This window comes from Flavobacterium sp. LHD-85 (genome assembly GCF_030929595.1).
Classification (GTDB): Bacteria; Bacteroidota; Bacteroidia; order Flavobacteriales; family Flavobacteriaceae; genus Flavobacterium.
The window spans coordinates 24,866-44,713 of the sequence record NZ_JAVFVR010000020.1 but is presented as its reverse complement, the minus strand read 5'-3'; the positions used below and the strand labels follow the sequence as shown (position 1 = coordinate 44,713).

Annotated in this window: 15 protein-coding genes and 2 pseudogenes; 11 read left to right on the top strand and 6 right to left on the bottom strand. The window is 32.6% G+C overall.

Annotated elements, in window-relative coordinates:
* From RB618_RS22460 to RB618_RS22445, 4 genes and pseudogenes are all read left to right on the top strand, one after another.
* A pseudogene (locus RB618_RS22460) lies at window positions 1-981 on the top strand (hypothetical protein); the annotation flags it as partial.
* A gap of 291 nt (window positions 982-1,272) precedes the next feature.
* Window positions 1,273-2,523, top strand: coding sequence for a gliding motility-associated C-terminal domain-containing protein (locus tag RB618_RS22455; RefSeq protein ID WP_308070866.1), 1,251 nt, complete (start codon window positions 1,273-1,275; stop codon window positions 2,521-2,523).
* 48 nt (window positions 2,524-2,571) lie between these two features.
* Window positions 2,572-3,489: a type IX secretion system membrane protein PorP/SprF gene (locus RB618_RS22450; protein WP_308070865.1), complete on the top strand. Its 918-nt coding sequence runs from the start codon at window positions 2,572-2,574 to the stop codon at window positions 3,487-3,489.
* An 11-nt stretch (window positions 3,490-3,500) separates the two neighbouring features.
* Window positions 3,501-5,435, top strand: coding sequence for an OmpA family protein (locus tag RB618_RS22445; RefSeq protein ID WP_308070864.1), 1,935 nt, complete (start codon window positions 3,501-3,503; stop codon window positions 5,433-5,435).
* 82 nt (window positions 5,436-5,517) lie between these two features.
* On the opposite strand, the gene RB618_RS22440 is transcribed toward RB618_RS22445, so the two are convergent.
* The 4 genes from RB618_RS22440 to RB618_RS22425 form a co-directional block, all read right to left on the bottom strand.
* Window positions 5,518-6,093 carry an MliC family protein gene (locus tag RB618_RS22440; RefSeq protein WP_308070863.1) on the bottom strand — a complete coding sequence of 192 codons (576 nt, stop codon included), beginning with the start codon at window positions 6,091-6,093 and terminating at the stop codon, window positions 5,518-5,520.
* A 191-nt stretch (window positions 6,094-6,284) separates the two neighbouring features.
* On the bottom strand, window positions 6,285-7,412 hold the full coding sequence (locus tag RB618_RS22435) for an FAD-dependent oxidoreductase (RefSeq protein ID WP_308070862.1): 1,128 nt from the start codon (window positions 7,410-7,412) through the stop codon (window positions 6,285-6,287).
* Between the two features lie 95 nt (window positions 7,413-7,507).
* Window positions 7,508-8,338: a hypothetical protein gene (locus tag RB618_RS22430; protein ID WP_308070861.1), complete on the bottom strand. Its 831-nt coding sequence runs from the start codon at window positions 8,336-8,338 to the stop codon at window positions 7,508-7,510.
* 4 nt (window positions 8,339-8,342) lie between these two features.
* Window positions 8,343-8,927, bottom strand: a complete 585-nt coding sequence (locus RB618_RS22425; protein ID WP_308070860.1) for a hypothetical protein — start codon at window positions 8,925-8,927, stop codon at window positions 8,343-8,345.
* 870 nt (window positions 8,928-9,797) lie between these two features.
* On the opposite strand from RB618_RS22425, the gene RB618_RS22420 reads away from it, so the two are divergent.
* The 3 genes from RB618_RS22420 to tnpA all read left to right on the top strand — a co-directional run bounded on the left by RB618_RS22420 (window position 9,798) and on the right by tnpA (window position 12,299).
* Window positions 9,798-10,214: a response regulator gene (locus RB618_RS22420; RefSeq protein WP_308070859.1), complete on the top strand. Its 417-nt coding sequence runs from the start codon at window positions 9,798-9,800 to the stop codon at window positions 10,212-10,214.
* Window positions 10,215-10,745: 531 nt separating this feature from the next.
* Window positions 10,746-11,015, top strand: a complete 270-nt coding sequence (locus tag RB618_RS22415) for a hypothetical protein (protein ID WP_308070858.1) — start codon at window positions 10,746-10,748, stop codon at window positions 11,013-11,015.
* Between the two features lie 828 nt (window positions 11,016-11,843).
* Entirely contained in the window at window positions 11,844-12,299 is a 456-nt protein-coding gene (tnpA, locus tag RB618_RS22410) for an IS200/IS605 family transposase (protein ID WP_308070857.1), read from the top strand.
* A 1,355-nt stretch (window positions 12,300-13,654) separates the two neighbouring features.
* Here the strand turns inward: tnpA and RB618_RS22405 are convergent.
* Window positions 13,655-14,914 (bottom strand): hydroxymethylglutaryl-CoA reductase, encoded by a 1,260-nt coding sequence (locus RB618_RS22405; protein WP_308070856.1) that lies wholly within the window; start codon window positions 14,912-14,914, stop codon window positions 13,655-13,657.
* 1,344 nt (window positions 14,915-16,258) lie between these two features.
* Here RB618_RS22405 and RB618_RS22400 point away from each other — a divergent pair.
* The 4 genes and pseudogenes from RB618_RS22400 to RB618_RS22385 all read left to right on the top strand — a co-directional run bounded on the left by RB618_RS22400 (window position 16,259) and on the right by RB618_RS22385 (window position 19,200).
* Complete coding sequence (locus tag RB618_RS22400) at window positions 16,259-16,828, top strand: RhuM family protein (protein ID WP_308070867.1); 570 nt, start codon at window positions 16,259-16,261, stop codon at window positions 16,826-16,828.
* A pseudogene (gene rhuM / locus RB618_RS22395) lies at window positions 16,755-17,283 on the top strand (RhuM family protein). Before RB618_RS22400 ends, rhuM begins: the two are co-directional and overlap by 74 nt.
* 886 nt (window positions 17,284-18,169) lie before the next feature.
* Window positions 18,170-18,892, top strand: a complete 723-nt coding sequence (locus tag RB618_RS22390) for a DUF4386 domain-containing protein (RefSeq protein WP_308070855.1) — start codon at window positions 18,170-18,172, stop codon at window positions 18,890-18,892.
* The gene (locus RB618_RS22385) at window positions 18,889-19,200 is read left to right on the top strand and encodes a GNAT family N-acetyltransferase (protein WP_308070853.1); all 312 of its coding nucleotides are present in this window, start codon (window positions 18,889-18,891) and stop codon (window positions 19,198-19,200) included. The genes RB618_RS22390 and RB618_RS22385 overlap by 4 nt, the downstream gene beginning before the upstream one ends.
* Window positions 19,201-19,271: 71 nt before the next feature.
* Here RB618_RS22385 and RB618_RS22380 read toward each other — a convergent pair whose 3' ends face one another.
* On the bottom strand, window positions 19,272-19,529 hold the full coding sequence (locus RB618_RS22380; RefSeq protein ID WP_308070852.1) for a hypothetical protein: 258 nt from the start codon (window positions 19,527-19,529) through the stop codon (window positions 19,272-19,274).
* Between the last annotated feature and the right edge of the window lie 319 nt (window positions 19,530-19,848).

Sequence of the window (19,848 nt, the reverse complement as noted above, 5' to 3'; positions counted from 1 at the left end):
GGCGCGACAAGCGTTTCTAACGCCTCCACGGCAAACAGCCTGACCACTACTGTAAACGGCGTTACGGGAGCCGGCGTGAATATGGTCAACAGCAATGCTTCGTCATTGAGCGGATCCAGTCTGGTTACTACTGTAAACGGCATTGCAAGCGCAGCTTTGGATTTGACTCCGGCAATAGCCGCATCAGAAACCACAACAACACTTGCGCAGAGCACCAGCACGGGAGGGATCACTTATACCAATGAGGACGGGACAGCCCAGACTGCGTCAGTTAGAAGTTCGGATTCAGGCAATATCATCACTGTTGGCACAGACGGAGGAAATTTTATTAATGCGGCAGTTATTAAAGCAAATGAAACGCTAACTACATTAGTGATAAATTCGACAACAGGGACACTAGACTATCGAGATGAAGCTAATGTTTTAAGATCATTGAATTTAAGCTCGGCTGTAAAAGAGCCTTGGTACAGTACGGCTACAAATACGGGTGCAACGCTAAATACTGAAAATATTTATACTGGTGGCTGGGTTGGGGTTGGGTTTACGGCTCCATCGGCAGTTCCAAATGAAAAATTGAGGGTAAATGGAGCAATAACGACGGTTAATAGTTATTATGCTGATTATGTTTTTGAAGATTATTTTAATGGATTCTCCAAAATTAAAAAGGATTATAAATTTATGCTTTTATCTGATATAGAGGAGTTTATTAAAAAGAATAAGCATCTTCCTGGCATAACTCCAATAAATGAACTTGAAAAAACAAAGGATGGTTACTCATTTAATATCTCAGAGTTGTCAATTCAGCTGTTAGAAAAAACGGAAGAAATTTATCTTTATATTATAGAGCAAAATCGAAAAATGATGGAGCAAAATAAAGAAATTGAGGCTAAGGGCATGAAAATAAAAGAACTAGAGAAGTCTTCTGAAGATCTGAATTTACGTCTTGTAAAACTTGAGAAAATAATATTAGGAAATAAATAAATTAAGTAAGTGTATTTAGAGGCATGATTCTTATCGCGAGGGAGGCAATTATTAGTGGGAGTAAAACTGAAACAAAAAGGAGTAAGTTAATAGAATGTTTTAATATGCTTATTATTTAAAGAACCCAAACCATAGAATTTTGGAAGTGTTAACATAGCGCAGAGTTTTAAGTTAAGGGTATAAATATCGATCAAGGTGTATGGGGCTGGCAGCATTACCATAAAAAGAATTTAAAATGCAGTAATGTTTGGTATATAGAAATAAAAGATTAATCTGATTTTAAGAAAAAAAATGAAAAAGATAGATATAAAAGCATGCATTTTATCCATTTTTTTGATGGGTAATGTATCAGCCCAAACCGTAAATTTAGGTGATTTATCAATAGGACCTGATACGGAGTTCGCAACGCTGTTTGATTTTGATAATAAAGCTGGTGGAGATTTGTTAAATGACGGTAGTTTTTTTGCTTATGGAAACTTCAAAAACGACGGATTAGTTACTTATAGTAATTTAAGTAGAGGAAACACTTCTTTTATTGGCAATAAATTACAGTTAATTGAAGGGGTTGAAATTGCTCATTTTCAGAACATTGTTTTCGATAATACATCAGCATTAGTTCCTTTTCATTTATCTACTACAATTGAGATAGGTAATAATTCAGCATTTAAAAATGGAATTATTGATGCGGAGAGTTTTAATGGGAAGATGATTTTTGATCAGGATGCTTTTCATACAGATGCCAGTAATTTAAGCTTTGTTGATGGGAAAGTGGAAAATATTGGAAATTTAAATTTTGAATTCCCTGTTGGAGATGATGTATATTTTAGACCATCTTTACATGATAAGGCTGCCGATGTAAAAAATATTTATACAACACAATATTTGTTTAAAGGTTTGGGATCTACAAATCCTTACACAAGCAAGGAGCAAACGATTTTATCTATTGACGAAAAAGAATATTGGAATGTAACCCAAGATCAAGGGAGTGAAAAAATTGTGCTGAGTCTTACCCTTAATAGTAATACAACCCCAGAATTATTTTTTAAAGAAGACCCTTCGGCAAAATTAGCGATAGTGCGCTGGGATGAAACCACGGCAAAGTGGATTAATGAAAATGGCGAAACTGCCGATTTGCTCCAAGGTGCAAATTATACAAAAATGGTGACAACCCAAGTTAGCGGATACGGAATTTTTACAATAGCAGTGGTCGAGAAAGATGATCCTGTACCTCCAACAGGGGATTTAATAATATATAATGCTATTTCACCTAACGGGGATGGTGTAAATGATAGTTTTCATATAAAAGGAATTGATAAATATCCAGATAACAGAGTGGAGATATACAATCGTTGGGGAATAAAAGTATTTGCGGCTGATTCTTATAATGAAAGCGATATGATGTTCAGAGGATATTCCGATGGGAGGGCTACTCTTAAAAGAGATGCCGGGCTTCCATCGGGCACTTATTATTATATTCTAACCTATAAAAAAGGTGAAGAAAAAATTAAAAAAGCTGGGTATCTATATATTAATAATGACTAAGTTGACCCAAAAAACAACGATTTAAGATTAGAATAATAAATTTCTACTATGAGAACAAAATTCTTTTTCTTCGTCTTTATGTTTGCAGCTTTAGCAGGTTATGCGCAGCAGGATGCACAGTATACCCAGTATATGTACAATGCGATAAATATAAATCCCGCCTATGCAGGATCTCGTGGAGCTCTAAGTGTTTTTGGTCTGTACCGTACCCAATGGGTTGGTCTGGATGGAGCACCAGAAACCAGCAGTTTCTCTATCAACACACCAATAAATAATAGTAATTTGGGTATAGGGCTTTCGCTGGTCAATGATAAAATAGGCCCTACTAATGAAAACAACATCTCTGCCGATTTATCATACTCCATACAAACTTCGCCAGATTTTAAACTCTCTTTTGGAATTAAAGGAACGGCTAATTTGTTTAATTTAGATATTAATAAACTCAATCCAGAGCATCAAGGCGATCCACAGTTTCAAGATCTAAACAATAAATTCTCACCAAATGTGGGAGCTGGTGTTTACTGGCATTCAGACAAAGCTTATATTGGTTTATCTGTACCCAATTTTATCGAAACCAATCGTTATGATGATAATGATGTGGCTATTTACAAAGACAAAATCAATTATTATTTAATGGCTGGTTATGTGTTTGATCTTGATAAACTGCAATATATCAAATTCAAACCTGCTGTACTAGCCAAAGTGGTAGAAGGAGCTCCTTTACAGGTTGATATTTCAGCCAACTTTATGTTTTTTGAAAAATTTGTGGTTGGAGCTGCTTATAGATGGAGTGCTTCTTTAAGCGCAATGGTTGGATTTCAAATCACAGACGGACTTTATTTAGGATACGGTTACGACCGAGAAACAACAAACCTAAACAATTACAATTCTGGATCTCATGAGATATTCCTGCGATATGAATTCTTCAAGAAAAATGGTAAAATGACTACTCCTCGTTTCTTCTAAAACTTATTATTATGAAAAATTATACACTACTTTGCTTAATAATATTAAATATTTTTAACAGCTATTCACAGCAGTCAAAAGTCAATTCAGCTGATAAAAAATACGACGGATATGCCTATATTGATGCCATTAAAACCTATGAAAGGGTGGCCGAAAAAGGTTATAAGTCTGAGGATTTATTTAAAAAACTCGGGAATTCTTATTACTTCAATTCAGAATTTGAAGGTGCAGCTAAATGGTACGGAGAACTCTTTGCTATGAATCCTTCACCAGAGGCCGAATATTTTTACAGATACGCACAATCTTTAAAATCAACAGGACAGCTTGCCAAAGCTGATAAAATTCTCAACGAATTTAATACAAAATACAAAAACGATTCTAGAGGTAAACTTTATAAAGAAGATGCAAACTATCTTGATCAAATCAAATTAAACTCGGGACGCTATAAAATTGAAGATGCCGGGATTAACTCTAAATATTCTGACTACGGAAGTTTTATATACGACAATAAAATCTATTTCGCATCAGCCAGAGATACGGGTAATTTCAGCCAAAGAAAGCACAAATGGACAAATGAATATTTTACCAACATTTACAATGCTGATATTGATGCTGAAAGCGGAAGTTCAACTAAAGTGAATAAAATAAAAACAGCTTTAAATACAAAATTTCACGAATCTTCTCCAGCATTTACCAAAGACGGAAAAACGGTTTATTTTACTAGAAACAATTTTATAGACGGCAAAAAAGGAAAAGATGATAATAAAGTTACTTTAATCAAAATATACAAAGCGACACTTGAAAACGGAAAATGGACCAATATAAGCGCTCTTCCTTTTACAAGTGACAGTTTTAGTACGGCTCATCCTGCTTTGAGTCCCGATGAAAAAACACTCTACTTTGCATCTGATATGCCTGGAACCATCGGACAATCGGATATTTATAAAGTAAGCATCAACAGTAACGGGGGTTACGGCACTCCTGAAAATTTAGGAAAAACAATTAATACCGAAGGAAAAGAAACATTTCCTTACGTAACCAGTGAAAATGAAATTTATTTCGCCTCTGATGGACATCCTGGTCTTGGCGGACTTGATGTATTTGTTGGGCAATTACAGAATAACGGAACGGTTAGCGATATTCAAAACCTAGGGGCAGATGTGAATTCACCAAATGATGATTTTGCCTACATTATCGACCCAGCTACTAGAAGAGGTTATTTTAGTTCAAATAAAGCCGGCGGACAAGGTTCTGATGATATTTATAAATTTCTAGAAACTAGAAGACTAAAATGTATTCAAGAATTAATAGGTGTAATTACAGATGCTGAAAGCGGTATAATACTGCCGGGAACAAAACTTACTTTATATGACAGCCAGCAGGTCGTAGTAAATACAATCCTTTCAGATGCCGAAGGAAAATACAGTTTCGCAGTTGAATGCGGTAAATCATACAATGTAAGAGCAGCAAAAACAGATTATGCTACTAAAGAAGTAATGGTAAATATTGGAAAAGTAAGCGGAAAAACCGATCTGCCGATTGCTTTAGACAAAATCATTTGTAAAGTCGCTATTGGTGACGATTTAGGAAAATGCTTCGGAATAAAAATGATTTATTTTGATCTTGACAAATCAGATATTCGTACGGAAGCTGCTTTAGATTTAGAGAAAATACTAGATGTATTGAATCAAAATCCAACCATGAAGTTAGATATTCGTTCCCATACAGACAGCAGAGCCACTCATCAATACAATGAAGCTTTATCTGACCGAAGAGCAAAATCAACTATCGATTGGCTTGTTAAAAAAGGCGTAGCTAAAAATCGTCTGACAGGAAAAGGTTATGGAGAAACACAGCTCGTAAACAAATGTTCTGACGGAGTGCCTTGTACTGAAGAAGAGCATCAGATGAACAGACGAAGTGAGTTTATTATTACTGTTATTTAGTTTTTTTATATAAAGGACAATATAAATAGACAAATTAATCGTTGTTATTAAGTACAACGATTAATTTGTATCTGGAATTTCTTTATTTTTTAAAGATTACTTTTCCATCCTTATTAAGTTCTATATTTTCCCCTTTCCCTCTTAATTGATACTGCTCATTTTTGTAAAATATTCCTGATGCTGTTTCTTGGCCATTTAAATTAATTTCAGTCCCATCTAAATACACAGTAGCTGTATTTGCCGTATTGTCAAAGATCATTTCAAGGGTTTGATTTTTATCGTTTTTTATTGTGGTGATTACAATTTTGTCATTGTTTGTGAAAATTAGCTTTCCATCTTTTTTTAGTTCAACAATATTTCCTTTGCCTCTTAACTCGTAGTGATCATTCTTGTACCAAATTCCTGACGCAGGTTTTTGTCCGGTTAGTTCAATATTATCACCGTTAAAGTTCAAAAAAACCATGTTCTTTGTATTGTTGAATGACATCTCTAATTTTTTGCCATCTTTGGAAACTGCATAATTTGTTACAATTTCATCGTTAGTTTGTTCTGTTTTTTTTGTCTCGGCAGCCTCTGTTTCCTTTTGTTTTGGGCTTTCTTTACAAGAATTTAAAAATAGTATTATCAGTATTGCGGATATAATTTTTTTTGTTTTCATTTTTTATTTTTTTTAGTGTTTATAAAAAAGTTAAGGGTTATAGATTTTACTTTGTGTGAAATTTAAAACTCAATTTAAATTAGTTTAAGATAAGAATAATTTTTGAAAGAAAATAGTAGCCACTTGTTTTTATATGTGTTTTAAATTAGACTTCGCATTTTTTATATTAACAGGATGACAATAACTTTGGCTCAGATGTTTTTTTTAGCGTAAGTTTCTAATTGAGCCGCATTATTTTCAAAACGGATTCGATTGGTAATCATTGTTACGATCTCCTGAGCGCAGCCCCATGAAAAAGTAACACCGGAACCCCCATGGCCGTAGTTGTGAATTATTGACGAGTTCTCTTCCCAAGCTAAACGAACATTTCCTTTTCTTAAAGGGCGTAAACCCACTCTTACGGGTTCATTTTCATCGAGTTCTGCATCCTCGAGTATAGGAAGGAATTCTTTACAGCGTCTGAACATTTCTCGAATTGGTTCGTAATTTTCAAGATTAATATTTTTATCCCATTGATCTTCTTCCGCAAGGGCTCCTAAGATAACATGATTTTCTCCTCTCGGCACAATAAAAACTATATTTTGCTCTTGAGTTTTTTGATCAAATGAAACACAATAGGCTTTGTTTAAAACAGCAAATTTTACTCCATTATTTTTGATTCGTACTAAAGCGCCTCTTAAAGGGTGCATAACTTCATTCGCTAATTTTATTGAACCTAAACCAGTACAGTTTATTATATAATCACACTGATATTGTTTTTTGAGTTTTTTTTCGACTGAAATTAAGTCTGAATTAACATCTCCCTGAATGACTTCTGCTCCTAATAAAAGAACTTGCTGCATAATCCATTCCATATAGGTATCAGTATCAACCATTGGGGCTTCATAACAATACGCATCTACCAAACCTATATTTGGATTAATTCCTTCTTTTTCGATAAAAGAAGCATCATGATCAAATCCTTTAGTATTTTTTTTAATTTCATTCATTTTTTGCAATTGAAAAGCATCGTTTTTTACCAGATCTCTAAAAAAGAAAAATGCTTGCCGAAGGTAAACACCAGTTTCTTTTTGTTCCGCCAATTGATAAAACTTATCATAACTTCTCATACACCATTCTTTTGACCGTTCAAGAGAAACCAGATCACTATGGTACCCGCAAACAGCGGGCGGCCATTCCCAAAGTGCTCCAGCAACATTTGAAGTTATGTCTGGTGAAAATTCTTTAGAAAGAACTTTAACTTTGTAGCCTGCTTCAGCTAAACAATATGCAGTTGTCAGACCACTGACTCCGGCACCAATAATTAAAACTTTTTTCATATTTATAAAAGATTAATGATTTTTTTAGTCAGCATCCCTTGATTTTAATGTGCTGCAGTCTAAGAGATGATATAATTTGCATTTTAGAATAGGAATCAGTTCTTAAGCGTAACAAAATAATGCCCGTATTCATTTTTATGATCCGTTACTGTGCATTTGTAAGTTTTCAGATTCTTTAGTAAATGTTGAATTTTAATATTAACTTTAAAAATGGTGTTTACAGGCATTGCTCTGTTTAGAAAAACCTCTAAGCTGTCTATTTCAACTGGTTTTGTTTCAGCATTACTATTATTAGAAGCTGTTCGAAAAACATTTCTTAAAATGCATTTTGCAAGAAGTACAGCTGGTACAATTTGATAATTTTCGAAATGACCTTTACAATGATTGCGGGTAAATTCGTCTACAGTAATATTAAATTCGTTTTCATTCAAATACTCAAATGAAGTTTCGGGCAGTATACCGGAAAAGTTATGATCGCTTTCTTCATTGTAATGAGATTCAAATATTTTCTTAAAAGATTCTTCATTTATGATAAAATAATCTATTTCCATTTGGAATAGTTTGGTATTCTCATCCCAAATTTCAATTAACGACTTACCTTTTTGATCGTTTTCTAATTGCGGACTTATTTTTGCTACTAAAAGGCCTGATGGGTGACTATGATAAATTTTTCTTATTCTTAGTTTTTCAGCCAGGAAATAATTTTTTTCATGTTTTTCCATTTTTCTGGCTAAATTCAGGCTTCCTATTGTTGTTAGTATTTTCATAAGGTCACTGAAGTTTTCACGATCGAAAGACTCAAATGTTTGGTTGAGCGGAAATTCTGTATGTCCGTCATTAAATGTGATTTTATCTGCATTCTCGAACAAATAAGGGGATGTTTCTCCAATTAGTTCTACTATTTTTTTTTGAGGATGTGGCATCATAATATTATAGATATTTAATGTTATACACAGATTTTATATTAAAATTATGGTCAATTTTTTCAAACGTGCAGTCTATTTGACAAGGGATATTTACAATTTCTTTAATACCTTCAACAAAAGGCAAAAAAGTTGGAATAGTGAGATGTTTTTCGATTCCCAGTTGGGTGAGTATTTTTAGATATCGATCAACTCCTGTCAGTTCTACTATGGTATTTTCAGGGGTATACTTTATGATTCTAAAGTTGTACTCAGGACTAGAGTTGTAAATTGCATAAATAACTACTGCCGCAAATGTTCTGGTATCTTTTTCTAGAGCGGGATATATTTGAAAAGCCTGCATTGTTTTGAGTTTTCCTAATTCATAAAATAGTTTTTTAGAATGTTCATCCATTTTATCATTGCCAAAAGCGGCACCAATATTTTGTAGCAGCAATCCATAGAAGGCTGCCGTTACACTTGATAAATTTTGGGTAAGTGCAACTGCATTTTCCGGAAAAAAAGCATTGAGCATTTCGTCTTTTATCTCGGATGATGGAAAGACATCTTTATTTCTGCTTAGGTCTAAATTTTTCAGTAACGTTTGTCCCATTGATATCAATTATTAAGTGAATAGATTTAGTTATCTGCAATGTTTTTGTTATCGATATGCTTTTGTTTAATCAACTGTTATTCATTGTATTGTAGTGTCAAATGTAATGTTTGTTTTGTTAAAAAAAAAAATTATTAGAAATATTTTTGAAAGTAATTTCACTCAAATTAAATAATGGTTAATAAAACATTAGCTGTATATGATGAAATATTTAGAAGCGTACTAATTTTAATGCTATAAAAATATGCTTGTTGATCTTTATAGTTTATCTAATGCTTGAACAATGCCCATTTGTATAGTTAGGAATTAAAATGAAAACAAAATTTAGACAGATTTTCTATTATGGGGGGCATATTCTTTTGGCTGATGGGAAAGAAGTTCTGATTTAAAGAAAAATTGAAGTATTTTTTTTTGATGCTCAATTGATGCCCGGAATCGAGTATAAGTGATATTTTATTATTTAATTATTGTTTTTGTAAAAGATTGTTTTTTGCCTTGACTTCTGAATGGTTTTAGGTTTTATCTGCTGTAATATTGGTTTTATCTGCAGAAAGAATGTCAGTTTTTTTTGAACAATAATTTCCAGGCAGGAAGTTTAAATATTAAATGACTCGTTTTTTTGAATGGAACTTGTGAGAGAAGTGCTTTTGGTGAAAAAAAAATAATTTAGTTTTTTTTTGTAAGATTTTATATGTATAAATTTGTATATTTATATTTGAAATTTGTTTGTGTAAAAAAAAGTATTAGAAAGAAATGGAGCTTGTAAATTTTTGTTTGGGATCGATTAAAATACTCTTAATTGATCTATTGGGCTAAGTTTTGATAAAAATGAAATAATTGATATTGTTGAAAACTAAACTAAATTAAACGATGAGTATAAGATTATATTCAAATTTTCACAGGGTCATGATTATTGACAATGATCAAATAGATAGATTTATTTTAAAGCATCTAATAAGTAAAAATAAATTTAGTGATATTATTTTAGAATATGATGATGCAAATAAAGCATTAGATTATTTGATTGAAAATCAAAATCATCTTTTTTTACTTCCGCAAATTATTTTTATTGACATTAGGATGCCAGGAATGTATTGTTTTGAATTTATGAAAGAATATGATAAGCTTTCTTCCATTTTAAAAAGCACTAGTAAAGTGTTCATTACATCTTCAATTGGTATCAGTAGTATAGACCGGTCTAAACTCGATGGTAAAAATATAGGTTCTTTTATTGATAAACCTGTAACGCAGGATTATTTAGAAGTTATAAAAAGCCTTTTTTGTTAGTGTTTAGACCATGAAAGATGAGTTTTGTCCATATGAAAATGATAATTTTTTAAGTTTAAATGTTTCATTGTCTTTGTTATAATAGTACAGATTATCCGGAGATTAAGCCATCGTTTTAAAAAAAATATTATTGAATGATTTGTTATATAGGAAAGGCGGTATTATATTAGGAGAATTGTATTTTTTTAAGAGTTTTTCGTTTAAAATTGAAATGAATTAAGAAAGAAAAAATAACTTTTTTTTAAAGGTATAAATTCTCGCAATGTGTTGAAGTGAAGAATAATTTGTTTTGATTGAAAATGCTGAAATTAAATTTTATTGTATCGAGATGAGCCTAGGAGTTATGAATTACCTAAAAATCTGCTGATACTGTATATTGAATTCATAAATGATTTTAAATATGGTACAGTTGAAATGTAAACTATAGAATTAACTATTTCATGAATTGCTGAAAATTATGAATGTGCAGGTGGTAAATTTATCATCTAATTTTAAACTTGAGGTGAATTAATATAATTTAAAAGAATTAAAATGCAGACAGGAGTTAAACTACAAGTTCGTAAAGAATTAAATGGTAAGCAACAATTGAGTATAATAAAATTAAAAGGGAGTTTGATTTCTAGAGGATATACTGAAATTATTCATATTAATGATCAGGATGAAGATTTTCACATAAATTCATTTGAAACTGCGGTTGAGAATCGAAATGAAGTTCATAATTTTATTAAAACATTTATAAATCAAGCAGAACTTACTGATTTAGTTATACTTTTAGGTAACAGAATTAATAAAGGAATATAATAGTCTTTTTTATGGATTTTTTTGCTGGAAATTGCAATTTTGTTGCATACTTGTTATTTTGCAAAAAAAACTTAAGTATATTAAAATATAGTAATTTTTCAATCAAAAATAGATGAGCACCAAGTCGTATTTTTTGCATTACTAAAATAAAACAAGATTAATTTTTTTAAAAAGGAATATGGGGGAGATTTTGAGAATAGACATAAAAATGGAAGATTATGTTTATTATGGGCGCCCGTCTGATACGTAAAACGTATTTGGCGGGTTTTTTTATTGAATTTTCAGCATATTTTATAAGTTTGGCAGCAGCTAAACCAGTTATTAAAGAGTATATTTATGATCTTGTCCAATAAAGCATCGGAGGGCGTTTGGATTTTGATTCCTATCTTTGTGTAAAATTAACGCTAGATTTAATGAAACGAATTTTATTTTTTATTATCTAATTTTATTATGCTTGGCCTAAAGAATTGTCCTCTATTGATTCATTAATAAAGTGCTTAAAATTTTCCTTAGTATATACTACTCATAGCTATTAATAAACTATAATGGCGTATAATTAAAATTATTATTTAAACACTATATTAGAATGTTGTTTAAGCATGCAGTTGATTGGATTGAAATCAAAAACGGATTCATATTTTTCTATCCGATGCTGTAAATTTTGTGCTTTTCAAACCAATTGTTCAAGGCTTCAAAAAAGGCATTGGTTTCTTTATTAATATGTTGATATTGAGTTTGTATCAGGGGTATTTTGCTTCTTATTTAAATCAAAAGAATTCCTCGAGGCTCTGCCTCGGGGTGATGCGCAAAGATTAGTATATTTGTTTGATGAGTGAACATATTTTCAAACGGCATAATAAAAGCTTATTGCTTTATCATTTGGTTTGTCCGATAAAATATCGAAGAAATGTTTTATCAGAGGAGGTTGAAATGAGTTTGGTTGAAGTTTGTAGAAACATTTCGGAACGGTATGAACTTCATTTTGTTGAAATAGGGGCAGATGAAAATCATGTACACTTTTTGATACAAAGTGTACCGAAGATTTCCGTTGAAATTATTGTCAGGACTGTGAAGAGTATTACTGCCAAAGAGATTTTTCGGTTGCATCCAGAAGTTAAAAGTAAGTTATGGGGTGGTAATTTTTGGACGAGTGGATATTATGTAAATACGGTTGGTCAGTATGGTAATGAGGATGTGATTCAGAAATACATTCAAAATCAAGGAGAAGAAAAAACGGTTTACAAATCGTTTAACAAAAATCAGCTACGGTTGTCTTTTGAGTAACGCGATACCTCGAGGCTCTGCCTCGGGGTAATTCATTGTTCTAAATTTAAATTCATCAATATTTTAATTTTTTAATTGCCGTGATAGGTTGCCAAAATATCTTCTAAAAATTTTATGCACTTTTTCACAATACCTACAAAATGGACTTGTAATGATTGTTATTTCTATATTGCTTTTCTCATTACCTAGAATGGTTAAGCTATCTGGCAGATTAAAATTATCAGTTGCTAGAAAAGTGTTTTAAAAAATTTCAAAGTTACGCATAAAGCGATTACCTGTTAATTGAAATTCTTTTAATTCTTTTTGATTGTTTAAGGATTGACCACAACCAAATACAGCCTACAAACAATAATCCAAAAGCGACAATATTGTATAAGTTAAAATTAAGGCAATAAAAATATGCAGCATGAATCTATTCTAGGATTATTATACCGTATATCATCAGGCAGATCAGACTCAATTTTTTTTTGGGTAAGATATCCAAAGAATCACTATGGAAAGAGCAAAAGTTAATAGTACTTTTGAACACTGAATTAAGTATTTATATCTGTGAGAAAAAGAAATATTGCTAGTGAGAGAATTTGGGAGCTAAAAAAGACAATACTCAAATCACCAAAGTTAAAAATTTCAAGAAAAAATCCACTTTCTAGAACTTATCACAGCTTCACAATCAGTTGCAAGAGTAAGATTGTAGCTATTGTCAAAAAAGAGACTCTTAGTGCCAAACAATTTGTTGAGTACCATTACAAAAAGCATAAATTCATTAAAGAGAATAATAAGAATAAGAGGTCTGGCGATTTTAACCAAACAGCTTTAGAGTAATAAAAAAAGTGATAAAAATAAATAAGGCAAGAACCAAAAGAATCTGCTTTTTTAGTATATTCAATCTGCGAGTTCTCTATAAGTAATACTAGATTATCCTATCTCGATTCTAAATCTTTTCTAATTACTACGGTACTTTTATTTCCAGTTAAATTATCCGTTAGAAATTATTTGCGTCAGAATGAAGTAAAATTTTAAAAACACTTGCATTGAAAGGAGTAAATTTCGTCGTATTATTATAGGTTGTAAGAAGAATTTGAAAGGCAGTATCATTTTAAAAAGGTGCTGAAAAAAGTCTTTCGAATAAGGGAAATAACTAAAAGGATAGAAAACAATAATGTTTTTTGTTCCTTTTAGTTATTATGAACCCTTTTAATCTATGAAGGCAAAAATTTTATTTCATAAATAGGTATAGATTGTTTATGAATAGCCAGATTTCGGAAAATAGAGATTTTTTCAAAGATCTCGTTCAGCTTAAGTGTTTTTATCATTAACATCCCATTTAAGTCTGCAATAATTTTGAACAGAGAGTACTATCTTCCAAGCGTTTGGTGAGCGGCCGTAAATTGCCCTGCAGACATAGCCGCCAAAATTGAAATTTCTCCAGTTAGGCATAAGGCCGTCGCAATTTCAGCAAGTTTACCGCTTTTACCTGCTCCGTAGCACCCCATTAACTCAAGGCATTCTTTTTGTGTCGGAAATGAAGTGCCACCACCTACTGTTCCGACAATAATGTTGGGCATCGTAATAGAGCAATACAAATCACCGTTTTCATCAATTTCCATCCTTGTAATAGCGGTAGAAGCTTCACCTGTACAAGCAACATCTTGTCCGCAAGCTATAAATAAGGCCGCTAGGGCATTTGAAGGATGCATCCCTGTACCGATAGTGCCTGTTTTTGCAGGTCCAGAAGAGCATATTTTCCATTGCTGCTGAAGTAATGCTGGGGTTGTCTTAAGGACTGTGCCAACAACCTCTTTTTTTAATGTAATTTCAGCAGTTATTTTTCTTCCCCGAACTCTTGTGACTAATGAGGTTGCTTTTTTGTCTCCCGAGGTATTACCTTCAATAGTCCAAAAAACAGCTTTAGTAGGGCAATTTTCTAAAATATATTTACAAATTTTATCGGTACATATCGTTACCATATTTTGACCTGATGCATCACCTGAACTATATTCGAATCTTAAAATTAGAATATTTCCTTCTATATTTATACTTAAATCATTCAAGATCGCATAATTGCTCGTTTCTTTAGTAATTGAAACAAAAATTTCTTTATGTTTTAATACCCATGATGTAAAATTGCCTAAATCAATTAAATTTTTAAACTTAAAAGTAGGTGTCCTTTGTACTCCTTCTTGCAAAGTAATTACAGTAATAGCTCCCGATTCCCTACAGGCTTTTGAGCCTCTGTTGTAAGATGCAAGGAGTGCCCCTTCTGTCGTTGCAAGAGGAACATAAAAAGGACCTTGAGCCATACCTCCATTTATTAATATTGGTCCAATAATACCGGTTGGAATTTGACTCATTCCAATGTAGTTTTCTATATTGCCTTTCAGACTTTGGTTATCATCGAATATTTTTTCGCCCGAAAGATAATCTACATCAATTTTTAAATGTTGACGGATAAAATTTAAACGCAATTTTTGACCGTTTACACTATATGGATCTTGCGCTGGAATTTTTTCAAGATCTGAAATGGGCTTTTGTGCATAAGATTTTAATTTTTCTAAAACTGATGAATCAATAAAATCATACTTTGCGCGACTGATATTACTAGGTAAATTCTTCATATGTTTTTTTTTGTTTTTATATATAGCTAAGTTATTACAAATAAAAAATATAACAAGGTAATTTCTTACTTTTTAACAATAATTATTTAATTATCAATAATTTATGGTTAAATTGAGAAAAAAAATAAAAAAATAAAAAAAAAAAGAGTTTAGCAAAAAAAAAGGGAATTATATCGTTGATAACCATTTGTATATAGGTGATAAGCTGTTATCATAAATGAATTTTTATAGTTTTTTTTAGACTTGAATGAGAACTTATATTAGGATGAAATTAGTGATCAGTTTTTGGACAATGAGTTATCTATTTGTTTTTTTGTAAGTTTTTCATTTGCCGTTTAGTTTTTTTAGAAATAAGTCGATTTTTGGACGCAGTTGAGTAACAATTAATAGGTGAAAATAGGAGAGTGGTTAATTAAATTTTAGCCATTTTAGTCTAAAAAAATGACGCCAATTGTCTTCAATTGATGCCATTTGGCGTTGTGACAGGACAAATTTCAACATCTTTTGGATGATTTGAAGAAATGGCGTACTATATGTAAATGTATGTTTTTCATTGGCTTTGTAAATGTGGTTTAGATCCTGTTGGGTATTGATGCGAAAAAATGTAAAAACTCAATAGGTTTATGCCAGTAAACTAACATATAATTCTACAAATATTATGGAGGATTTAAAAAAATAGTTCTACTTAAGGCAGAGCTGTCTTTTTTTGGCTCTGTGAATTGCTATCTGGGATTTTATATTAATGATTTTTAGGAGCTCTTCCCGCTATGCGTTCCAATATTTTGTGCCGAACCCCGGCGCCAAAGGATTTGCACTGCTATCGGGGCTAAAAAGTTAAAAAGACAATTCTTAATTGTAAAATGATTGGCCATTTTCTAAATGAGATTACATTATTAGCCGTTAAATACAATTTAGAAGAATCTGAAACTCACTTTTCAGCTTTATTCTTGGTGTTGGAATCCTGTTAAGTTATCTAACTATAAATTTTGAATTTTTATTACTTATCCTGCTAATAAGTGTTTTCTATAGTTTTTTCTGAAAAATTTAAAAAGAAAATAAAGCAGAATCGAGCATTGATAGGGGATATAAAAAAATGATGCCATTTGGCGTTGTGACAGGACAAATTTCAACATCATTTATGGCTGATTTGAAGATATTGGCTTACTATATGCAGTTTCTGTGTTTCATCGGCTTTGTGAATTCGGTTTGGATGTCCTGTTGGGATTTGCGAAAAACTCTTTTTAGTTTATTCATGGATTCTTTATAAATTATAATCTGATAAAATGGAATTTTATTTTCAAATTCAAAAACATGTACGGCACTATTCTGGCACAATTATAGGGACTGAAGCTTTTTCTCGCAGAAAAGAGCAAGTTCGGAAATAGTCACATAGAAAATACTTCAAATTTTTTATTCTATACTTCAAGTGACGGAAAAGTTAAAATAAACGTAATAGTTGATGATAAAAATGAAACTGTTTGGCTAACCCAGCAGCGAATAGCAGATTTATTCAATGTTGACAGAAGTGTCATTACAAAACATTTAGGCAATATATATAGCGAAGAAGAATTAGATAAAGATTCAACAAGTGCAAATATTGCACAAGTTCAAACAGAAGGGAAAGGACAGGTTAAAAGGAATATAGAGTTCTATAATTTGGATGCTACTATTTCTGTAGGATATCGGGTTAATTCTGTTCAGGCTACACAATTTAGAAAATGGGCCACATCAATACTTAAAGATTACTTGGTAAAAGGATTTATATTAGATGATGATAGGTTAAAACAAGGAAAGAATATTTTTGGCAGAGATTATTTCGATGAATTATTAGAAAAAATTCGTGAAATACGAGCGAGCGAAAGAAGGTTTTGCCAAAAAAATAACAGATATATATGCTACTGCTGCAGATTATGATCCAAAATCAAAAACCACACAAGTATTTTTTTCTACAGTTCAAAATAAACTTGAATTTGCAATTACACACTTAACAGCTCCTGAGATAATAAAACAGCGTGCGGATTATAACAAACCAAAATAAGCTTGTTACTATGTCCGAATGGGTTGATAAATTGGACACATTTTTAAGGTTTAATGAGTATGATATATTAAAAAATTCAGGTAAAGTCAGATCTGACGTTGCTAAAAAATTTGCAGAGAATGAATATGAGAAATTCAGGATAGGGCAAGATCAAGAATATAGATCAGATTTTGATAAAGTTATAGAAAGCATTAAATCAACTGGAGAACTGCCAAAAGAGCCGCAATTCATTACAGTAAATCCTTTGTCAATAAAATCGGTGAAAACATTATCAGATTTTAATGGCAAATTAAAGCAGGGATTAAATCATAATACAAAAGAAAATAAATAAAGCTGTATATTTGGGCTGAAAATATAAAATATTAGCGCTGGGAGCCGTCTGAAAAATCAGGCACATCTTCCCAATGGGAAATCTGCCGGTGCTTTCTCTTCTAAACTGCTATAAGATAGGAGGCCTATACTGCGGATGGAGTCCCGCGCCTTCTTTTAAAATATCCCGCTCAGTCTGACTTTTTTGAGCTGTTTCTGCAGTTTGGCTGTTTCTTTTTTATCTGAACCTGCTCTTATCCTCAAGGTGAGCTTTCCGTTGCGGAAGAGATTTTTCCAGTGCTGCAGGCTGTTTTTTATTGATCCGCAGCTTATCGCAGGCAAAGCCGACGCTTTTATGCTCTATGCAGCTCTTAATGGCCAGATTTTAAGGTTAATGCTGTATTTTTTCTGGTGTTTTTCATTCTGTCAAAAGTCAGCGCTATTCTGCTGCAGGGCAGTAAAATGGGCAGGATATTTTTTCTGAATTTTTTAAACGGATTTAAACAGAATTGCGCCTTAACTTCCTGTGGCGTTTTTGGAGGCAGTTCCAAAGTCAAGCGTGTAAAAATACACCCTTAGCTTTTTAAATTTTTTAATAGATTTTTCTTTTCTTGTTTTTTTTTTGAAAATTATTGCATTTATGCAGGAAAATGTAAACTGCTGATGCTTTGGAATAAACTAAATGAGGTTAATGCTTCAAAATATTAAGGTCATTTAAACTGAATTCCGGTTGTTCTTCATTGTGATGAAATAGGGGCAAAGGCAGTGATTTTTGCAATGAAATTATAAGATGGGATATTTTAGCAGCGTTAGAATAGCTATTAGAATGAAAAAAAATAACTTTAAACTTAATATCCCAGCTGGTAACAATTTGACGGGACAAACGTCTTATCATAAAACCAACTAATATGAAACCAGCAAAAATTAAAGCTTCTCCCCAGTTTTATGCCAGAATAGCGGGACTCCTGTATTTAATCATTATCCTGACGGGAATGTTCTCTGAGGTTTTCGTCAGAAATAAACTGTTTGTTTTTGGAGATGCGAATGCCACGGCAGACAATATTATCCGCTCTGATTTTTTATGGAGACTGGGTATTGGTGCAGATCTGATTATGCAGATTTGCGATCTGCCCGTAATGATTATATTTTATTATCTTTTTAAACCGGTAAATAAAGGGCTTGCTTTGCTTAATCTGTCTTTTAACTTGATACAGACTGCTGTTTTGGCCGCTAATAAACTAAATCTTCTGGCAGCTTTATTTTTCTTGACCGATGCCGGATATCTAAAATATTTCAGCCCGGATCAATTGCATGCGCTTGCTTATTTTTCTATAAAATTGCATGGATATGGCCTTGGCTTTGGTTTAATCTTTTTCGGTTTTGTCTGTCTGATCGAAGGGTATCTAATCTATAAATCAGGATATTTTCCAAAAGTTTTGGGAATTTTAATGGCAATCGCCGGCTTTTGCTATTTGGCAAATAGTTTTGCATCAATACTGGCTCCTGAATTATCTGGTTTTGCATTATTATTTCCTTGTATTGCCGCTGAATTGGGTCTCACTTTATGGCTTATTTTTAGGGGTGTGAACCTGAGAATCTGGAAAGAAAGATCAGCGGTTTATAAACTATGAAATCATTTTTAGCCTATGATAAGGAGGATCCATCTGTTCCAATAGGGATAATCACGCTGTCTTCAACCTATGCCATTTATAATTTGGGCGAGTTTGGAACAATGGCGGAATTTTATGCTGTTCCAGAATACCGATCCAAAGGTCTGGGAAACGTTTTAATGGAAGAAGCTAAGAAATTTTGCGCAGCAAGGAAATGGAAGAAGCTGGAAGTGGGCGCCCCAACGGAAAAAAACTGGCCTAGAACCATTGCGTTTTACCAAAATAATGGATTTAATAAAAAAGGCCCTAAACTAAGGCTTGATATGTGAGTTTGAAAAAACTCTTTTTTGTTTCTGAAAAGAATATATTCCAAAGAGACTCCCAAGGGTCCTCTGCAGCGTCAGCCGTTTATTTTTTCCTTATGGTAGCGCGAGAGCCATTTTTGCATTTTTTCAAGCAAGCGGATCTGCTCGGGATCGCCTGACGGGTCGATGAGTCCTGTGATGGTCCTGTGGTAATGGAATTTTTTATCCTCAAATGCGCAGGTGAACCTGGGAAACTCATTGTGGGATACCAGCCATTGGTTCTGCTCTGTCTCTTTTATTTCAAACTTTTTCATTTTTCTTGATCTGCCCAAAAGCTGCATTTGCTTTGGCATGGCTGCTGTTTTGCGTTGTTTATGCTTGTGGATTTTAAACTGTAAAAATAGAATATTATTGCAGGTGTGGAGTGTATAATTTTAAAGTTTAATTTTTTTTGGAGCTATTCCCGCTATCCGCTCCAATCTTCTGCGCCGAACCCCGGCGCAGAAGGATTTCCGCTGCTATCGGGGCTAGGCAGGTGATTTTATGGTTTGGGAATAAACCAACTTTTTGCTTCAGTCGAGCAACAATTTATATTTAATAAAAAAATGATCACAATTGTCTTCAATTGTCGCCATTTGGCTGAGTAGCATGGACAGGATAAATTTCAACATC